This is a genomic window from Mycolicibacterium gilvum, assembly GCF_900454025.1.
GTDB lineage: Bacteria > Actinomycetota > Actinomycetes > Mycobacteriales > Mycobacteriaceae > Mycobacterium > Mycobacterium gilvum.
Genome location: NZ_UGQM01000001.1, coordinates 1695924 through 1710257 on the forward strand (window position 1 = coordinate 1695924; position 14334 = coordinate 1710257).

The following is a 14334-nucleotide window of genomic DNA, read 5'->3' on the forward strand; positions in this document are numbered from 1 at the left end:
GATGACTACGCGCCCCGGCCGGCCGCTGATCGGTCTGGCCACCGTGCTCGCCCTGGCCGCCGTGGTCGCGGTGGCCGTGGGCCTTTTCCGCGGCTCCTTCACCAGCACGGTGCCCGTCACCGTGCTGTCGCAACGGGCGGGCCTGGTCATGGACGCCGACGCCAAGGTGAAATGGCATGGTGCACAGGTGGGTTCGGTGGAATCCATCGAGGCGTTACCCGACGGCAGGGCCTCGATCCGGCTGGCGATGGACCCGTCGTACCTGGGGATCATCCCGTCCGACGTGCGGGTGGACATCGCCTCGTCGACGGTGTTCGGATCCAAATACGTCGAACTGGTACCGCCGGCCGAGCCGTCGACGCAGGCGTTGCGCGCCGGTCAGGTCCTGACCGCCGATCACGTCACCGTCGAGATCAACACGGTGTTCGAGCAGCTGTCGCAGGTGCTCAACAAGATCGAGCCGGCCAAACTGAATCAGACGCTGGGGGCGCTGGGCACCGCGCTGGACGGCCGCGGTGACCAGATCGGGCAGACGATGGCCGACTTCGACGCGTTCCTGGCCGACATCGAACCGAGCCTGCCCGCCATGGAGCGCGAACTGGCGGTCGCGCCGACGGTGATCGGCACCTACGCCGATGTCGCGCCGCAGCTGGTCGACACACTCGACGCCGCGACCACGATCAGCGACACCCTCGTCGCCGAACAGGGGAACCTGGATACGTTGCTGGTCAGCGTGATCGGGCTCTCGGACATCGGCAACGACGTGGTGGGCGGAAACCGGCAGGCCATCAGCGACGTGATGGAACTGCTGATCCCGACCACCGATCTGCTCAACCAGTACCACCAGGCGCTCACCTGCGGAATCGGCGGTGCGGTCCAACTCGCGAAGGCACCCGGCACGCCCGTTCCCGGCGGCCTGCTGCTGCAGACGGTCGTGCTGGGCCAGGAGCGGTACCGCTACCCGCAGAACCTGCCCAAGGTCGCCGCCAAGGGCGGTCCGCAGTGCACGGATCTGCCGAAGGTCGGATTCTAGAAACGGCCGCCCTTCGTGATCACCGACGTCAACGCCAACCCGGCGCAGTACGGAAACCAGGGCATCATCTTGAACTCCGACGGCCTCAAGCAGATGTTGTTCGGTCCGATCGACGGACCGCCCCGCAACGGCGGACAGATCGGGCACCCGGGATGACCGACGTGGGCAAGGCGGCGGCGAAGTTCGCGGCATTCGGGCTGACGATGGTCCTGCTGACAGCCGGGCTGTTCATGATCTTCGGCGAGTACCGGTCGGGTTCGGCCAATCGCTACTCGGCGGTTTTCACCGACTCCTCGAGTCTGCGTGGTGGAGATTCGGTGCGGGCGGCGGGGATTCGGGTCGGCACGGTCAGAGGCGTGACGCTGCAGGATGACAACACCGTGGTGGTCGACTTCGACGCCGACGACAACGTCCGTCTCACCGAGGGCACCAGGATCGCGGTGCGCTACCTGAACCTCGTCGGCGACCGCTACCTCGAACTTCTCGACGAGCCGGGCTCCGCGCGAATTCAGCCGTCCGGCTCGCGGATCGGTGTGGAGCGCACCGAGCCTGCGCTGAACCTCGACCTGCTACTGGGTGGCCTCAAGCCGGTGATCCAGGGCCTGAACCCCGACGACGTCAACGCGCTGACCAGCTCACTGATCCAGATCCTGCAGGGTCAGGGCGGAAACCTCGAGTCGTTGTTCAGCAGAACCTCGTCGTTCACCAACTCCCTGGCCGACAACGGCCAGACCGTGGAACGCCTGATCGACACCCTCAACGAGACCCTGGCCACCGTGTCGGCGGATGGGCAGAACCTCTCGTCGGCCATCGACCAACTCGAACAGCTGGCGACCGGACTCGCCCAGGACCGTGATCCGATCGGCGATGCGATCACCGCGCTCGACAGCGGGACCGCGTCGTTGGCCGGACTGCTCACCGAGGCTCGGCCACCGCTGGCCGGAACCGTCGACCAGCTGAACCGCCTGGCGCCGCTGCTGTCGAACGAAACCGACCTGGCCCGGCTGGATCTCGCTTTGCAGAAGACACCGCAGAACTACCGAAAACTGGTGCGCCTGGGTTCCTACGGGAGCTGGCTGAACCTCTACATCTGCGGTGTGTCGATCCGCGTGTCCGATCTGCAGGGCCGAACCGCCCACTTCCCGTGGGTCATTCAGAACACCGGAAGGTGTGGTGAGCCCTGATGCAGAAGTATCGCGGAGCGTCCCTCGTACGAGCCGGCTTCCTCGGCGCCGTGCTCATCGCGCTCGTCATCGTCGTCGGCCTGCAACCCCAACAGCTCTGGGCGATGGCGACATCGGTGCGCTACCAGGCGGTGTTCGCCGAGGCGGGCGGGCTGGCGCCCGGCAACGAGGTGAAGGTGTCGGGGGTGACCGTCGGCTCGGTGTCCGACGTCGCACTCGAGCGCGGCACCGCGCTGGTCACGTTCTCGGTCGACAGCGCGGTGCGGGTCGGTGACGCCACCACCGCCACCGTCGGCATCTCGACCGTGCTCGGTGAGCGGGTGCTGGTGCTCAAACCCGAAGGAACCCGGTCGCTGGGCTCGATGGGCGTCATCCCGCTGACCCGCACCGGCTCGCCATACTCGCTGACCGACGCGGTGGGGGAGTTCACCACCAACACCGAGGGCACCGACACCGCCGCGATCAATCAGTCGCTGGACACGCTGTCGGACACCATCGAACGCATTGCGCCGCAACTCGGTCCGACATTCGACGGGGTGTCGCGGCTGTCGAAGTCGTTGAACAGCCGCAACGAATCGCTCGTTGCGCTGCTGGACGCCGCCGCCGACGTCACCGGCGTGCTGTCCGAGCGCAGCGCCCAGGTCAACACGCTCCTGCTCAATGCCAACGACCTGCTGGCGGTACTACAGGATCGCCGCTACGCGATCGTCAACCTGCTTTCGAGCACCACGGCTGTCGCGCAGGAGCTCTCGGGCATGGTGGCCGACAACGAACAGGAACTCGCGCCGACGCTGGAGAAGCTCAACACGGTCTCGGAGATGCTCGAACGCAACCGGGACAACATCTCGGCCTCGTTGAAGGGCCTGGCCAAGTATCAGGTCACCCAGGGTGAAGCGGTGAACAACGGGTTCTTCTACAACGGCTTCGCGTCGAATCTGCTTCCCGGCCCGGCGATCCAACCCTTCCTGGACTACGCGCTCGGGTTCCGCCGAGGCGTGAACGCCGGACAGCCCCCGGACAACGCGGGGCCCCGAGCGGAGTTCCCGTGGCCCTACAACGGCATCCCGGGAGGGTCTCGATGACCGCACGAGTCAGGCAGTCGTCGGTGGCCCGCATGGTGCTGCTCGCCGCGCTGAGTGCGCTGGCCGTTGCGGGAGCGGGTGTGGTGATCTACCAGCAGTTCTTCAGCCCGTACACCGTGGTCGCCTACTTCCGTTCCGCCACCGCGATCTACGCGGGCGACGAAGTCCGGGTTGCCGGCGTGCGCGTCGGCACGATCGAGGCGATCGAGCCGCAGGGCACCCGCGCGAAGATGACCATGGCCATCGACCACGACGTGCCGGTCCCGGCGGATGCCGAGGCGATCATCGTGGCACCGAACCTGGTGTCGGCGCGCTACGTCCAGTTGACGCCGGCCTGGGGAGCCACCCCGGAGACCAGCGGACCGATCATGGTCGACGGCGCCGAGATCGGGCAGGACCGCACAGCAGTGCCGGTGGAATGGGACGAGATCAAACAACAACTCACCCGTCTGGCCACCGAACTCGGGCCGACCGGGGGAGTGTCGGAAACCTCGCTGGGACGGTTCATCGACACCACCGCCGGCGCGATGGACGGCAACGGTGAGAAGCTGCGTGAGACCATCAGCCAACTCTCCGGCGTCGCACGGGTTCTCGGCGAGGGCAGTGGCGACATCGTCGAGGTCATCACGCACTTGGAGACGTTCGTGACCGCGCTGCGCGACAGCAACGTCCAGATCGTGCAGTTCCAGGATCGGCTCGCCGACGTGACCCAGGTCGTCGACGGCAGCCGCTCGGAACTGAATTCGGCGATCACCACGCTGTCCGAGGCCGTCGGCGAGGTTCAACGTTTCGTGGGGGGCTCCAGAAGCCAGACCGCGGAACAGGTTCAGCGTCTGGCCAACGTCACCCAGGTGCTCGCCGACGACAGCCTGGTGCTCAAGAACATCCTGCACGCCGCGCCCAATGCGCTCGTCAACGGATACAACATCTACAACCCGGACACCGGCGGTCCGCGTGGATCGTTCGCGATGAACAACTTCTCCAACCCGGTGACGTTGATCTGCTCGGCGATCGCGGCTGTCGAGAACGTCACCGCGGAGGAATCCGGCAAGGCGTGTGCGCAGTACCTCGGGCCCGCGCTGCGGCTGATGAACTTCAACTACCTGCCGATGCCGTTCAACGCCTACCTGGGCCCGGCGCCGCAGAACGTGATCTATTCAGAGCCCGGTCTGGCTCCCGGTGGCGGCGGCACCCCGCCCGCACCGGCCGAGATCGGACCTGCGGTGTCGGCCTACACCGGCGCCGGCGACGTCGCACCGCCCCCCGGGTGGACCGACCCGCCGCAACCGCCGGGCGCCTTCGCCCCCCACGGTCTGCCCGCGAACCCGTCGGGTGCGCTGTATCCGGGTGCGCCTGTCCCGCCGGGGGTTCCCGCACCGCCACCGGCGGCCGGCCCCGCCGGTATCGCCGAGATGCTGCTGCCCGCAGAGGCGGCGCCGTCGCCGGGAGGGAATCCGTGATGCCCCGACCCACCGTGAGGCGTACGCGGCGATGGGCCGCGGCGGCGTGCTGTGTGGCGCTGACCGCGACCGGTTGCTCCTTTGACGGTCTGAACTCGCTGCCGCTGCCCGGCACCGTCGGAACCGGCTCCGACGCGGTCGTCTACCGCGTCCAGCTCGCCAATGTCGGTTCACTGGAATCCAATTCGCCGGTCATGCTGGACGACGTCGTCGTCGGAGCGGTCGGCCGGATGACGTTCGACGACTGGCACGCCGAGGTCGACATCTCGGTGCGGCCCGACGTCGTGGTGCCGGCGAACGCCGTCGCCACCGTCGGCCAGACCAGTCTCCTCGGATCCATGCACATCGCGCTGGACCCGCCCGTCGGAGAGCCGCCGACAGGACGCCTGGCGCCGGGTGCGAACCTCCCGCTGAACCGCACCTCGACGTACCCGTCGACCGAGCAGACCCTGTCCTCGCTGTCGGTGGTCGTCAACGGCGGGGGTCTCACCCAGATCGGCGACATCATCAGCAATTTCAGCGCCGCACTCGACGGTCGCCAGGGACAGATCCGCAGCCTGCTCACCCGGATGAACGACGTGGTGGGCGTCCTCGACGGCCAGTGGGACAACATCAACGCCACCATCTCGGCGCTGTACCGCCTGAGCGAGACGCTCGCGGGCCAGCGCGAGGTGCTCACCGCGGCGCTGAAGCGGATCCCCGAGGCTCTCGAAGTGCTCAACCGTGAGCGGCCGCGCATCGTCACCGCGATGCGCAAGCTCGGTGACTTCAGTGACACGGCAACGCAGTTGATCGACGAGTCGCAGGAAGACATCGTCGGCAATCTGCGCAACCTTGAGCCGGCAGTGCGTGCGCTCGCCGACGTCGGACCCGACCTGGCGACGGCGCTGTCGTATCTGCCGACCTACCCCTACACCCAGGAGTTCATCGACCGCGGTATCCGGGGCGACTACATGAACCAGTTCATCGTGTTCGACTTCACGATCCCGCGCCTGAAGAGCGGCATACTTCTCGGCACCCGCTGGGGCGAACCCGGTGCCTCGCTGGTGCCCGCCCCCGGTGATCCGTGGTACTCGATGTACACCCGCGACCCGCTGCAGGCGCCGATCACACCGATTCCCGCTGAGGTGGCGACCATCCCGCCACTGATCGACCTGCCGCCGGCCCCCGCCGACAACCCCGCCGAGGGGGGGAACTGATGCTGACACGGTTCGTCCGGATCCAGTTGATCGTCTTTACGATCGCCTCCGCGGTGGGGCTCGGGGCCATGGTCTTCGTCTACCTGCAGGCGCCGGTGCTGCTCGGAATCGGCCGCATGACAGTGGCTTTGAAGTTGCCGAACACCGGCGGCCTCTACGAGTTCTCGAACGTGACCTACCGGGGCATCGAGGTCGGCAAGGTCACCGGCATCGAGCCCACCAGCGACGGGGTCACGGTCACGATGTCGCTGAAGTCGTCACCGCAGATCCCGGCCGACCTGACGGCGAATGTGCGCAGCGTCTCAGCGGTCGGGGAGCAGTACGTCGATCTGCAGCCGCGGTCCGACGCCGGACCCTACCTTCAGGACGGCTCGGTCATCACCGGTGACCGCTCGTCGATCCCGCAGGCCGTCGGCCCCATGCTCGATCAGATGAGCGCGTTGGTCGACAGCATCCCGACCGGCACGCTGAGCGGTCTTCTCGACGAATCGTATGCCGCGCTCAACGGATCCGGATACGAGCTCGGATCGCTGTTCGACTCGTCGGCCCGGCTCGCCGCGGACGCCGACAGCACCGGCGACAGGATGCGCAACCTCATCACCGACAGCGAGCCGCTTCTCGACGGGCAGGCGCAGAAAGCCGACGCGATCACGACATGGGCACGCAGCCTGGCCGGGATCACCAGGCAGATCGCCGACGACGACCAGGCGGTCCGCACCATCCTGCAGACGGGCCCGGGCGCGGCCGACGAAGCGAGCCGGCTGCTCACCGACGTCAAACCGACACTGCCTGTGCTGCTGGCCAACCTGACGACGGTCGGACAGGTCGGTGTCGCCTACCACCCGTCGCTGGAGCAGTTGCTGGTGTTGCTTCCCCCGTACCTGGCCGCGACCCAGTCCTACGGCTCGTCGCTGAACAACCCGACCGGTATGGCGCTGTCGGAATTCAGCCTCACACTGGGAGATCCGCCCGCGTGCAGCGTGGGGTTCCTGCCGCCGTCGTCGTGGCGTTCACCGGCGGACCTCACGGATGTGGATACCCCGGACGGCCTGTACTGCAAGCTGCCCCAGGACTCACCCATCGGCGTGCGCGGCACGCGGAACTTCCCGTGCATGGAACAGCCCGGAAAGCGGGCGCCCACCGTCGAGATCTGCCAGAGCGACCGGCCTTTCGAGCCGTTGGCCATGCGTCAGCACGTGACCGGCCCTTATCCCATCGACCCCGCACTGATCGCACAGGGTGTGCCGCCCGACGACCGCGTCACGCTTGACGATCAGATCTACGGACCGCTGGAGGGAACCCCGATGCCCGCACCTGCGCCGGGCGCGGCGCCGGCGTCGGTGCCCGGGCCCGTTCCGGCAGCAGGCGGTCCGCCCGTCGCCGTCGCGACCTACAACCCGGAGACCGGCCAGGTCGCGACCTCGGACGGCGAGGTGTTCACACAGTCGAATCTTGCGGCACCGAATCCTGCTGCGGGAGAGCAGAAGAGCTGGCAGGACATGCTGCCCCGGTGAGTCGGCCCCGGTGAGTCGGCTCAGCCGACTTCGTCCGTCGAGTCGGCTCAGCCGACCTTGACCGTCGAGTCGGCTCAGCCGACCTTGTCCGTCGAGTCGGCTCAGCCGACCTTGACCAGCTTGAACGGCATGTTGATGAACACGGAGCGACTCACTCCGCACGCGCCGCTGACCCCGGTGGTGACGTCCTCGCCCACCAATGTGGTCGCCGTCGGGTCGGCCATCGCGCCCTCGGCGTTCATCGCCTTGAACCGGAACACCTGAAGGCCTGGCGCCGAGGTGCCGTCCGGGCAGGGGATCCAGTTCTCGACGGTGTGCTTGACATACCAGACACCGCTCTTCTGATAGATCGGCGCGCTCCAGCCCCATTCGCTGTCCACTGTCCCGGTGCACTCGCCGGGATAGCTGCACTGCGTGCGGACCGTCCAGGTGCTGCGCAGGCTCGCCTGATCGTAGAAGACCTCGTTCTTGCGGGCCCACTCGCCGTTGGACGTCGCGACGTACGTCCCGTTGAGGCCCCAGTCCGGGTTGTCGGCGGCTGCGGACGGCGCACCCCACGTCGCGCCGCAGATCGCCACCGCCGCAACAGCACCGGCCGCAGAGGGTACTCGGATCATGGCCTGCTCCTCACGCCACGGACAGACACGCGCCCGCGGCGCTCGACGCTAACACCGCCGACGCAGCTTCTCCGGTCGCAGTGTCCGCTGAGCGGACCGTCCGGGCCCGCGGCGTCTCCCGCGATGTCATGCTCTCGGCGTGCGCAGGGGAATCATGGTGCTCGCGGCGTCGCTGGCCGCCGGACTGTGGACGTCGGCACCCGGCGCCGCGCAGCCGCCGGACTGCGACGACGCATTCTGCACGCCGGGGATCACGCCCGCCGTCGTCCTCGGGGCGCCGTGCGGGGACACCGCGAACTACGTCTTCGGTACCACGTCCTGGGGTCGGCTGGTGTTCTGCGGCTCTCCGCGCCGGTACGAGCCGCGCTACTTCCGCTCGCCGTCGATGGCCGGCGTCAAGGCTCTCGACGCGAACTGCGCCGGCTATGAGAACTGGGTCGCGCAGAGTCCCGAGGGCCTGTTCCTGAGTTGTCAGTCGAAGAACGGCGCGCCCACCTGGAGTCGTGGTGATGACGGGTAGAGCGCCCGCGGTCGTGTCGGCGTTGCTGCTTGCCGCGGTGGTGTCGGCGCCCGCTGCTGCGGCCGACCAACCGACACCGCGGCAGATCACCTACACCGTGACCGCGGACCGGCCGGTGAGCGCGGACATCTACTACCGCGACACCGATCCGCCGAATTGGGCTGACTACAGCCACAATCCGTATCGGTACAGTCCGCGGGCGCGTGTCGATATCGGTCCCCAGCAGCCGTGGGTGCGCAGTGTCGTGCTGGCCGATCCGGACCGTTGGGCGATGGTGTCGGCGACGAGTGGAGCTGGTCCGGTGGACTCGGGGCTGCGGTGCGCGTTGGCCGTCGACGGTCAGGTGGTCGCCACCGGGGAAGGTCCACACGGTGCGCTCTGCTCGCTGCGGCACTGGTGACGGAGGAAACGTGCGGATATCGAAACCCCGGGCCGGGTGGCGCAGACCACGGTGGCAGACCGCGGCGGGCATCGTCGCGGTGCTGTGCTCGGTGGCGATGCTGGCAGCCGGTGGGTTCATCTGGTCCGAGCATCGCGACGCCGTGCGCGGTCAGCAGAGTCGGGCGGAGTTCGCGGCGGCAGCCGAACAAGTGGCCGTGACGTTGATGTCGCTCGATCACGCTGATCCGCAGACCGGCGTGCAACGCATCCTCGACAACTCCGTCGACCCGTTCCTGTCCGAATTCCGGAGCACCACCGGTGATTTCGTCAAGCTGTCCAAAGATGCGGAGGTCACGACGAAAGCCGTGGCGAATGCTGCGGCAGTGCAGTCGATCAGCGGGGATGCCGCGGTGGTGTTGGTGGCTGCGACCTCGACGGTGACGAATGCCGATGGCGTCACCGAAGCCCCGCGCTCGTGGCAGCTGAAACTCGACCTGCGCCGCGACGGTGACCGCATCAAGATGTCGAAAGTGGAGTTCCTGCAATGAGAATCGGTGGCGCTGTGGCGAGCCGATGGCGCATCGTCGCGGTGTCGTTGTTGCTGATCGCCTCCGGTGCGCTGCTGGCGACGCTGTATGTGACGCAGTACCGTATCGACAGCCAGACCGATGGTGCCGCGGCGGAAGCGGCGGTGGAGGCGGCGTCGAGCGCCACCGCGACTCTGCTGTCGTACACGCCCGAGACCATCGACGCCGACCTGGCCGCCGCCCGGTCGGTGATGACCGGTGAGTTCGCCACGTACTATGGCGGCTTCACCTCGGAGGTGGTCGCACCCGCGGCCCGTGATCGCGGTGTCAAAGCTCAAGCGCACGTGATTGATTCGGCCCTGATGGACATTCAGCCGGATCAGGCCAAGGTGCTGGTGTTCCTGAAGCAGGAGACCGCCAGTCGCGAACGCCCCGAGGCCGCGGTGACCGCGAGCAGCGTGGCGGTGACCGTCACCAAGGTCGACGGGACGTGGCTGGTGTCGGCCTTCGATCCGGTGTGAGGCCCGGCGCGGCAGGTCGGTAGCGCCGTGAGTGTGCGCAAAGTGCGGGATTTCGGCGGCGTGTCACCCGCTGACACGCACGGTCGCGGTGGTTGTTACCGGGCGAGGATGACGGAGCTGCCGTGGCCGAAGAGGCCTTGGTTGGCGGTGATGCCGACTTTGGCGTTTTCGACTTGGCGGCCGGTGGCTTGGCCTTTGAGTTGCCAGGTGAGTTCGCAGACTTGGGCGATGGCTTGGGCGGGGATGGCTTCGCCGAAGCTGGCGAGGCCGCCGGAGGGGTTGACCGGGATGCGGCCGCCGAGGGTGGTGGCTCCGGAGCGCAGCAGGTGTTCGGCGTCGCCACGGGGGCACAGGCCGAGGTGTTCGTACCAGTCCAACTCGAGGGCGGTGGACAGGTCGTAGACCTCGGCCAGGGAGAGGTCTTCGGGGGCGATGCCGGCTTCGGTGTAGGCGGCGTCGAGGATTTGGTCTTTGAAGACGCGGTCGGGGCCGGGGACCACGGCGGTGGAGTCGGTGGCGATGTCGGGCAGTTCGGGCAGGTGTTGGGGGTATTGGGGGGATTGCAGGCTGATCGCGCGCACGCTGGGGACGCCGGCGACCGAGCCGAGGTGTTTTTCGGTGAACTCTTTGGAGGCCACGATGAGGGCGGCGGCGCCGTCGCTGGTGGCGCAGATGTCGAGCAGGCGCAGCGGGTCGGAGACGACGGGGGAGGCGTGGACGTCGTCGAGGGTGGCTTCTTTGCGGTAGCGGGCGTTGGGGTTGGCCAGGCCGTGGCGGGCGTTTTTGACTTTGACGGTGGCGAAGTCGTCGGTGGTGGCGCCGTAGAGGTCCATGCGGCGCCGCGCCAGCAGGGCGAAGTAGACGGTGTTGGTGGCGCCGATGAGGTGGAAGCGTTGCCAGTCGGGGTCGTTTTTGCGTTCGCCGCCGACGGGGGCGAAGAAGCCTTTGGGGGTGGTGTCGGCGCCGATGACCAGGGCGACGTCGCACAGGCCGGCCAGGATGTGGGCGCGCGCGGATTGCAGGGCTTGGCTGCCCGAGGCGCAGGCGGCGTAGCTGGAGGTGACGGGGATGCCGTTCCAGCCGAGTTTTTGGGCGAAGGTGGCCCCGGCGACGAAGCCGGGGTAGCCGTTGCGGATGGTGTCGGCGCCGGCGACGAGTTGGATGTGTTGCCAGTTCAGGCCGGCGTCGGCGAGGGCGGCCCGGGCGGCGACGACACCGTATTCGGTGAAGTCGCGGCCCCATTTGCCCCAGGGGTGCATGCCCGCGCCGAGGATGTACACCGGTTCCGGGCTCATTTCGCGATCCTCCAGGCATGGGTGGTGCGGGTGACGCCGTCGTCGTCGACGTAGAGCGTCATGGTGGTCAGTTCCATCTCCATGCCGACGTGCAGGTCGGCGGCCAGGGTGCCCTCGACGACTTTGCCGAGCACGATCAGGCCTTCGGCGGCCAACTCGACGGCGGCCACGGCGAAGGGTTCGAAGGGGTCTGGGGAGGGATAGGGCGGGGGTGGGGCGTAGCGGTTCTCGGTGTAGGACCACAGCGTGCCGCGCCGCGACAGCGGGACCAGAGCCAACTCGTCGCTGGCACAGCCCGGGTTGGGGCAGTTGTTCTCCCGCGGCGGGAACACATAGGTCCCACACCCGGTGCACTTCCCACCGATCAGATACGTATCACCCGATTCGTCTGTGCGCCACCAGTTCTCGACGGCAGGCAGAACAGTCATCGGGCGGCCGCCGAGGATTCGGTCAGAAACGACAGCACGGTCCGTTCGAAGGCGGCCTTGGCCTCGATCATCACCCAGTGCCCGCAGTTCGGGAACACGTGGAACTCGGCATTCGGGATGGTCCGCATCGGCACCAGCGCCATGTCCAGCGGGCTGACCCTGTCGTCTCGGCCCCACGTCAGCAGCGTCGGCGCTTTCACCTTGTGCATGGTCGCCCACGGCAGCGGGAAGTCGGCGTCGCGCATCATCTCCATCATCGCCGCGAACGCCGCCTTGCCGTACATCCGCCGTGCGGCAGCGAGCGTCTCGGGGTCGGTCGCCAACTCCCAACGCTCCTCGATCAACTGCTCGGTGACCAGAGCGGGGTCGTACACCATGGAGTTGAGCCAGTCCACGAGGCGCTGACGCGTCGGGTCCTCGGTGAACTCCTGCAGCAAGCGGATTCCCTCGCTCGGCCCCGGGCTGAAGATGTTCACCCCGATCCCGCCGATGGTCACGAGCTTTCCGACCCGGTGGCTGTGATTGACCGCGAAGTTGATGCCCACACCGCCGCCCATCGAATTACCGATGATGTCGACGCGGTCGAGGCCCAGCGCGTCGGCGAAGGCCACCACCGAACTCTGCGCATCCATCATGGGATGACCGCCGAAGTCGTCACTGACACCGAAGCCCGGGAACTCCAACACCAGACACCGGAAATGCTGAGTGAAGACCGCGAGATTGCCGCGGTAATTACGCCACCCGGTCACCCCGGGGCCCGAGCCGTGCAGAAGCAGCAGCGGCGGACCATCACCGGCCTCGTGATAGCGCAGAACACCCGCCGGGGTGGCGACCTCGCGCAGGGACTCCTGATAGTCGATCGAGTGCATCCGTGGCCCTTCTGGGTTGGCCGTGTCTGTATCGAGCGTGTCTGTGCTGACACTGTGATCTCACACCTCATCACCGGCAGGCAACCGCGACACCGGTGAGCGGGATGACCCTACGGCGTCGCCGGCGCGCACGCCCGGATTTTCGTTCCGCTGTGCGAGACCGCGCCGTCCCACTGATCGGGATCTCGGCCACACTGTGCGCCACCGCGCCGCTCGTGAGAGGACTCCATGACCATAGCCACACCGTCGGACCCGGCGACCCTGCGCAGGGTGGCGTTGTCGAGCCTGCTCGGAACAGCCATCGAGTACTACGACTTCCTGGTGTACGGCACGATGAGCGCGCTGGTGTTCGGCAGGGTGTTCTTCCCGGATTCCGATCCCGCGGTCGCGACCATCGCCGCATTCGGCACGCTGGCCGCCGGATACGTCGCCCGACCGGTCGGCGGCATCCTGTTCGGTCACTTCGGAGACCGTCTGGGACGCAAGCGAATGCTGGTTCTGACGATGGGCCTGATGGGCGCCGCGAGCTTCGCCATCGGACTGCTCCCGACGTTCGCCGCGGTCGGCGTGACGGCGCCACTGCTGCTCGTCGCTCTACGTGTGATCCAGGGGATCGCGATCGGCGGAGAGTGGGGCGGGGCCACCCTCATGGTCACCGAGCACGCCGAACCTCATCGCCGTGGATTCTGGAACGGTGTCATGCAGATGGGCTCACCCATCGGCTCACTGCTGTCGGTCACCGTCGTCACGGCGATCACGCTGCTGCCCGACGAGGCGTTCGTCTCCTGGGGATGGCGGGTGCCGTTCCTGCTCAGCGTGGTGCTGCTGGCGATCGGTGTCTACGTGCGCGTATCCATCACCGAGAGCCCCGTTTTCGAGCAGGCGAAACCGAAGGTTGTTGAGAGCAGGCGCATCCCGCTGATCGAGGTGCTGCGGCGGCCCCGCAACCTGATCCTCGCCTGCGCGGTGGGCATCGGGCCGTTCGCGCTCACCGCCCTGATCAGCACCCACATGATCAGCTACGCCACATCGATCGGCTATCACCGCACCGATGTGATGACATCTCTGGTGTTCACCTCGCTGTCCGCGCTGATCGCCATCCCGGTGTTCTCCGCGCTGTCCGACCGGGTGGGGCGCCGACCGGTCATGCTGGTCGGCGGCGTCGCGATCATCTGCTACGCATGGCCGTTCTACTGGTTGGTGGACATGCGGGCGATGGCATGGCTGGTCGTCGCGATGATGGTCGCGCAGATCGTCCAGTCGTTGATGTACGCACCGCTGGGCGCGCTGTACTCCGAGATGTTCGGAACCACGGTGCGCTACACCGGAGCCTCCATGGGATATCAACTTGCGGCATTGGTCGGTGCCGGATTCACCCCGATGATCGCCAGCAGCCTGCTCGTCGACGAGGTGACCAGTGTGCCGTTGGTGGTGCTGGCGATGGGTTGCGGCGCCGTCACCGTGCTCGCCGTCTGGCGGATCCGGGAGACCCAGGGTGTCGATTTGGCCGGCATCGACTCTGGGCGCAACGCGGTCCGTACACCGTGAACTCGCAAGCACAGCACTCGGAGATCCGGCGTTGGAAGACGCCGGCGCCGTCGATCTTCGACCGGTTGCCTGACGGGGTCTACGGTCTGATCACCGTGAACCTCTTCGCCCGCTGCGTCGCAGGCTAGACCGGACAAACCCTCGTCGCGATCGGGG

Annotated in this window: 15 protein-coding genes and 1 pseudogene; 12 read left to right on the forward strand and 4 right to left on the reverse strand. The window is 67.4% G+C overall.

Annotation, left to right across the window (positions count from 1 at the left end; translation table 11 throughout):
* The first annotated feature begins 1 nt into the window (after position 1).
* The 6 genes and pseudogenes from DYE23_RS08035 (at position 2) to DYE23_RS08060 (ending at position 7472) form a co-directional block, all read left to right on the forward strand.
* Positions 2–1189, forward strand: a pseudogene (locus DYE23_RS08035) (MCE family protein).
* Entirely contained in the window at positions 1186–2217 is a 1032-nt protein-coding gene (locus tag DYE23_RS08040) for an MCE family protein (protein WP_013472402.1), read from the forward strand. The pseudogene DYE23_RS08035 and the gene DYE23_RS08040 overlap by 4 nt, the downstream one beginning before the upstream one ends.
* Positions 2217–3299, forward strand: a complete 1083-nt coding sequence (locus DYE23_RS08045; protein ID WP_013472401.1) for an MCE family protein — start codon at positions 2217–2219, stop codon at positions 3297–3299. Before DYE23_RS08040 ends, DYE23_RS08045 begins: the two co-directional genes overlap by 1 nt.
* The gene (locus DYE23_RS08050) at positions 3296–4759 is read left to right on the forward strand and encodes an MCE family protein (protein WP_013472400.1); all 1464 of its coding nucleotides are present in this window, start codon (positions 3296–3298) and stop codon (positions 4757–4759) included. Before DYE23_RS08045 ends, DYE23_RS08050 begins: the two co-directional genes overlap by 4 nt.
* On the forward strand, positions 4759–5958 hold the full coding sequence (locus DYE23_RS08055; protein ID WP_115326953.1) for an MCE family protein: 1200 nt from the start codon (positions 4759–4761) through the stop codon (positions 5956–5958). Before DYE23_RS08050 ends, DYE23_RS08055 begins: the two co-directional genes overlap by 1 nt.
* Positions 5958–7472 carry an MCE family protein gene (locus DYE23_RS08060; protein WP_115326954.1) on the forward strand — a complete coding sequence of 505 codons (1515 nt, stop codon included), beginning with the start codon at positions 5958–5960 and terminating at the stop codon, positions 7470–7472. The genes DYE23_RS08055 and DYE23_RS08060 overlap by 1 nt, the downstream gene beginning before the upstream one ends.
* 101 nt (positions 7473–7573) lie before the next feature.
* Here DYE23_RS08060 and DYE23_RS08065 read toward each other — a convergent pair whose 3' ends face one another.
* Positions 7574–8089, reverse strand: a complete 516-nt coding sequence (locus tag DYE23_RS08065) for an Rv2253/PknI dimerization domain-containing protein (RefSeq protein ID WP_115326955.1) — start codon at positions 8087–8089, stop codon at positions 7574–7576.
* A gap of 154 nt (positions 8090–8243) precedes the next feature.
* Here DYE23_RS08065 and DYE23_RS08070 point away from each other — a divergent pair, with 154 nt between their 5' ends.
* Genes DYE23_RS08070 through DYE23_RS08085 form a run of 4 tightly spaced genes read left to right on the forward strand, consistent with a single transcriptional unit; the run spans position 8244 to position 10038 of the window.
* Positions 8244–8609, forward strand: coding sequence for a hypothetical protein (locus tag DYE23_RS08070; protein ID WP_013472396.1), 366 nt, complete (start codon positions 8244–8246; stop codon positions 8607–8609).
* Positions 8599–9009, forward strand: coding sequence for an Rv2576c family protein (locus tag DYE23_RS08075; protein ID WP_013472395.1), 411 nt, complete (start codon positions 8599–8601; stop codon positions 9007–9009). Before DYE23_RS08070 ends, DYE23_RS08075 begins: the two co-directional genes overlap by 11 nt.
* A 10-nt stretch (positions 9010–9019) precedes the next feature.
* A complete protein-coding gene (locus DYE23_RS08080) occupies positions 9020–9538 on the forward strand; it encodes an Rv1363c family protein (protein WP_013472394.1) in 519 nt (172 codons plus the stop codon).
* Positions 9535–10038 carry a hypothetical protein gene (locus DYE23_RS08085; RefSeq protein WP_013472393.1) on the forward strand — a complete coding sequence of 168 codons (504 nt, stop codon included), beginning with the start codon at positions 9535–9537 and terminating at the stop codon, positions 10036–10038. Before DYE23_RS08080 ends, DYE23_RS08085 begins: the two co-directional genes overlap by 4 nt.
* A gap of 95 nt (positions 10039–10133) precedes the next feature.
* Here the strand turns inward: DYE23_RS08085 and DYE23_RS08090 are convergent, their stop codons facing one another.
* From DYE23_RS08090 to DYE23_RS08100, 3 genes are read right to left on the reverse strand one after another with little or no spacing between them, the layout of a single operon-like run.
* The gene (locus DYE23_RS08090) at positions 10134–11333 is read right to left on the reverse strand and encodes a lipid-transfer protein (protein WP_115326956.1); all 1200 of its coding nucleotides are present in this window, start codon (positions 11331–11333) and stop codon (positions 10134–10136) included.
* Positions 11330–11761 (reverse strand): Zn-ribbon domain-containing OB-fold protein, encoded by a 432-nt coding sequence (locus DYE23_RS08095; RefSeq protein WP_011895368.1) that lies wholly within the window; start codon positions 11759–11761, stop codon positions 11330–11332. The genes DYE23_RS08090 and DYE23_RS08095 overlap by 4 nt, the downstream gene beginning before the upstream one ends.
* Positions 11758–12630 carry an alpha/beta fold hydrolase gene (locus DYE23_RS08100; RefSeq protein ID WP_115326957.1) on the reverse strand — a complete coding sequence of 291 codons (873 nt, stop codon included), beginning with the start codon at positions 12628–12630 and terminating at the stop codon, positions 11758–11760. The genes DYE23_RS08095 and DYE23_RS08100 overlap by 4 nt, the downstream gene beginning before the upstream one ends.
* 228 nt (positions 12631–12858) lie before the next feature.
* Between DYE23_RS08100 and DYE23_RS08105 the strand changes: the two genes are divergently transcribed.
* Entirely contained in the window at positions 12859–14178 is a 1320-nt protein-coding gene (locus tag DYE23_RS08105; RefSeq protein ID WP_013472390.1) for an MFS transporter, read from the forward strand.
* Positions 14175–14306: a hypothetical protein gene (locus DYE23_RS31735; RefSeq protein WP_264033100.1), complete on the forward strand. Its 132-nt coding sequence runs from the start codon at positions 14175–14177 to the stop codon at positions 14304–14306. The genes DYE23_RS08105 and DYE23_RS31735 overlap by 4 nt, the downstream gene beginning before the upstream one ends.
* Positions 14307–14334 lie beyond the last annotated feature (28 nt).